We start from the raw sequence: 2,844 nt of genomic DNA, 5'->3' as shown, positions 1-2,844 counted from the left end.
AAAGTTTAGTGTGCAAGTTCAGGACGGAGACCATGGAATTATTAGTGAGATTGGTAGAAGTGGCGGTAAGCCTTGTGAATTTACAGTGTTTGAATAACTGGTTTACCAAGTGTTGTTACTGTGCTTAATGATTGAGATAAAGGCTGTATATTAATCGGGATGGTGATTGGGTAATACAGCCAGAATTTGGGCGGGCTGAAAATTTTATTTATGGAGTTGCTAAAGTTGTTAAAGGCGACCAATATTATCTGGTTGATACCAGTGGAAATCTCACGTCAATTGTACCAAATGGGTTAGGATATTTACAATTTTCTGAGGGATTAGCCCCCTGGGGAACTGGAGAAGGGAAGGTTGGTAATTTGATTCAACCTCTGCGTTATGGTTATGTAGATACTACGGGAAAAACAATTATTCAACCTCAATTTTATGGGGCTGAACCTTTTTCTGAGGGGTTGGCTGTAGTACAGTTAAACGGTCACTACGATTGAGGAAGCTGGGGGGAAGCAAGTCAAGGAATGCCTCCAGAATCTTTGAGAATTGTTCGCGGGGGGAAATATGGATATATTGCTAAACCTTGAATATCATCTGATGTTGATGAGATTAAAAGAGTTTTCAGTGGTGATAGCTTCGATAATGCTGAGGGGAGGGTGAGTTAGCAAGAAGGGAAAATACAGTAGTGTGTAGCCAGGGTCAAGAAATGATGTTGATTGGTGCTAGTTTTAGCTTAAACTATAGTTAAAATTAATTCACATTCGATTAAACAATGGCTATTAACAGGGTTAGAGTCGCTAAAGATAAAGCAGACCTAGTGCGAGATTTAACCGAATCCGAAAACAAAAGCGGCCCGTTTCAGACCTATGCAGATGTAATAGTATTCGCCGCCTCTGTAGGTATCCGCCACCAAAAGCGAGTACCGATTGAGGCTGTTTCTCAGAGAGATCCCGCGCCTATTTCCCTAGAGATATTCATTTCGAGGGGTTATGATTGGGTAATTAAACTGATAGCGATCGCCCATACTAAGGACAGCAAAACAATCTCACCTTTTGACCCAGAATTGGAAGCAGAAAGAGTGAAAATTTTTGAAGAATTTGCCAATGGTGGACTAGAAATTTTACGAGAAGAATTTAGGGGGGCGGTAGATTATGGCGATCGCCTGTTATTATTGCTGATGTCGGAACGCGATCGCTTCAAAAAACCGGAATCAGAATTTGATCTGAGTCAATTTTTAGGCTAATTCAGCGGCGGTCACTCTTACCGTTGTATGCTTCTAGGATCGAGGGCATCTCGGAGACCATCTCCCAGTAAATTAAATGCTAAAACGGTTAAAATAATCAACAATGCTGGCGGCCAAATTAGCCAAGGTTGTAGCACCAAAATGGAAGCATTAGTAGCAGAAGAAAGTAAATTCCCCCAGGAAGGATCTGGCTGTTGAATACCCAAGCCAATTAAACTAAGCACGGACTCAGAAATAATAAAACTGGGGATGGTCAGGGTAGCCGAAATAATCACATAGGTAGCTGTTTGGGGGAGTACATGACGGATAATAGTATAAATTGGTTGAGCCCCCATTACCCTAGCCGCTTGGATAAATTCGCGTTCTTTAATAGAGAGAACCTGTCCCCGAATGACTCTAGCTAGTCCCGCCCAACTAATAAATGAAATGATAATTACAATTAGTAAAAACCTTTGGGCGCTGGAAAGTTGGGGAGGAAGGACTGCTGCTAAAGCTACTAATAAATAAAGTCCGGGAATGGTCATTAAAACTTCCACTAATCGCATGGATATAGTATCAATCCAGCCACCAAAATAGCCGGAAATTCCCCCAACCAACATACCCAAGGGGAAAGCAATAGCAATTCCGACTAAACCGATACTGAGGCTGATACGACTACCAAAAACTAAGCGACTCAACTGATCGCGGGCTTGTTCATCGGTTCCTATGAGGTTAATATAGGCTGGACCCACTACGCCAAAAAGATGAAGGTCAAAGGGAATTAAACCTAAAATTTTATAGGGGTCTCCTTTGACGAATAACCGCAGAGGAGAAGGTTGTTCCCAGTCTACTATAGTTTGTCTTTGACCTGTTTCAATATCAACGGGTCCCTGAGTTGTGGGATAAACATGGAGTCCGATAAATTCTCCTTGAGGGTTGACCCAATGAATTGGGGTGGGGGGTAATAGGGATCCGTCTAATTGGGAATTATAGGGATTATAGGGAGCGACAAAATCAGCAGTGATCGCCATAATATAAAACAGAATCAGTATTCCCGCGCCCAATTTTGCCAAGGGATTTTTTTGTAGTCTTTGCCACCATTTCATAAACTTATTAACCTCACCTGCATATCTATCTATAACATCTGATGTTAGCATAAGAGATTACCGCTGGTGGGGGTTAATGACATTACAGGTCAATCCCAGCAGCATCTTTATCCATTCCCATCATTAGTGATTTCGGAAACCTGTAAGTTAGGAGAGTTGTCGATATCTTGGGGAAGATTAGTAAAAAAGGAACCGGCTTGGGGTGGTAACTGAGGGTTAAAGATGATTTCAATAATGCTCTTAATTACCCCAGTGATGGGAATAGCTAAAATTACTCCTAATAAACCACTAACTTTTCCTCCTAATAAGATGGCTGATCAAATCACTACCGGACTTAATACTGTGAGAATAGTATGACTCAAACCCCTATCCTAACTGCGATAATCGGGATTTACTTAACCCAATAGTCGTACCGTCACGCTCAATATGCACTCCATTCAGTCTTAGCATACGGGACGATTGGTGCATATCCTTTAGCAACAAATCTTAATTATTGACGGGTTAATCAATAAACACAACTTAATC

The 2,844-nt window shown here is 41.5% G+C and carries 3 protein-coding genes and 2 pseudogenes; 4 read left to right on the top strand and 1 reads right to left on the bottom strand.

What is annotated here, in order from left to right; translation table 11 throughout:
* The 4 genes and pseudogenes from ACTIE0_RS23720 to ACTIE0_RS23705 all read left to right on the top strand — a co-directional run.
* Positions 1-128: pseudogene (locus ACTIE0_RS23720) on the top strand (IS630-like element ISAtsp7 family transposase); the annotation flags it as partial.
* A 15-nt stretch (positions 129-143) separates the two neighbouring features.
* Positions 144-233: pseudogene (locus ACTIE0_RS25080) on the top strand (WG repeat-containing protein); the annotation flags it as partial.
* Positions 234-359: 126 nt separating this feature from the next.
* On the top strand, positions 360-488 hold the full coding sequence (locus tag ACTIE0_RS23710) for a WG repeat-containing protein (protein ID WP_006624898.1): 129 nt from the start codon (positions 360-362) through the stop codon (positions 486-488).
* A 275-nt stretch (positions 489-763) separates the two neighbouring features.
* Positions 764-1,234 (top strand): DNA phosphorothioation-associated protein 4, encoded by a 471-nt coding sequence (locus ACTIE0_RS23705; protein WP_006616424.1) that lies wholly within the window; start codon positions 764-766, stop codon positions 1,232-1,234.
* Positions 1,235-1,251: 17 nt separating this feature from the next.
* Here the strand turns inward: ACTIE0_RS23705 and ACTIE0_RS23700 are convergent, their stop codons facing one another.
* Positions 1,252-2,370 carry an ABC transporter permease gene (locus ACTIE0_RS23700; protein ID WP_006624899.1) on the bottom strand — a complete coding sequence of 373 codons (1,119 nt, stop codon included), beginning with the start codon at positions 2,368-2,370 and terminating at the stop codon, positions 1,252-1,254.
* Positions 2,371-2,844: the final 474 nt, after the last annotated feature.

This window comes from Limnospira sp., from assembly GCF_051859755.1.
GTDB classification, from domain to species: domain Bacteria; phylum Cyanobacteriota; class Cyanobacteriia; order Cyanobacteriales; family Microcoleaceae; genus Limnospira; species Limnospira fusiformis.
This window is presented reverse-complemented; position numbering and strand designations above follow the sequence as displayed.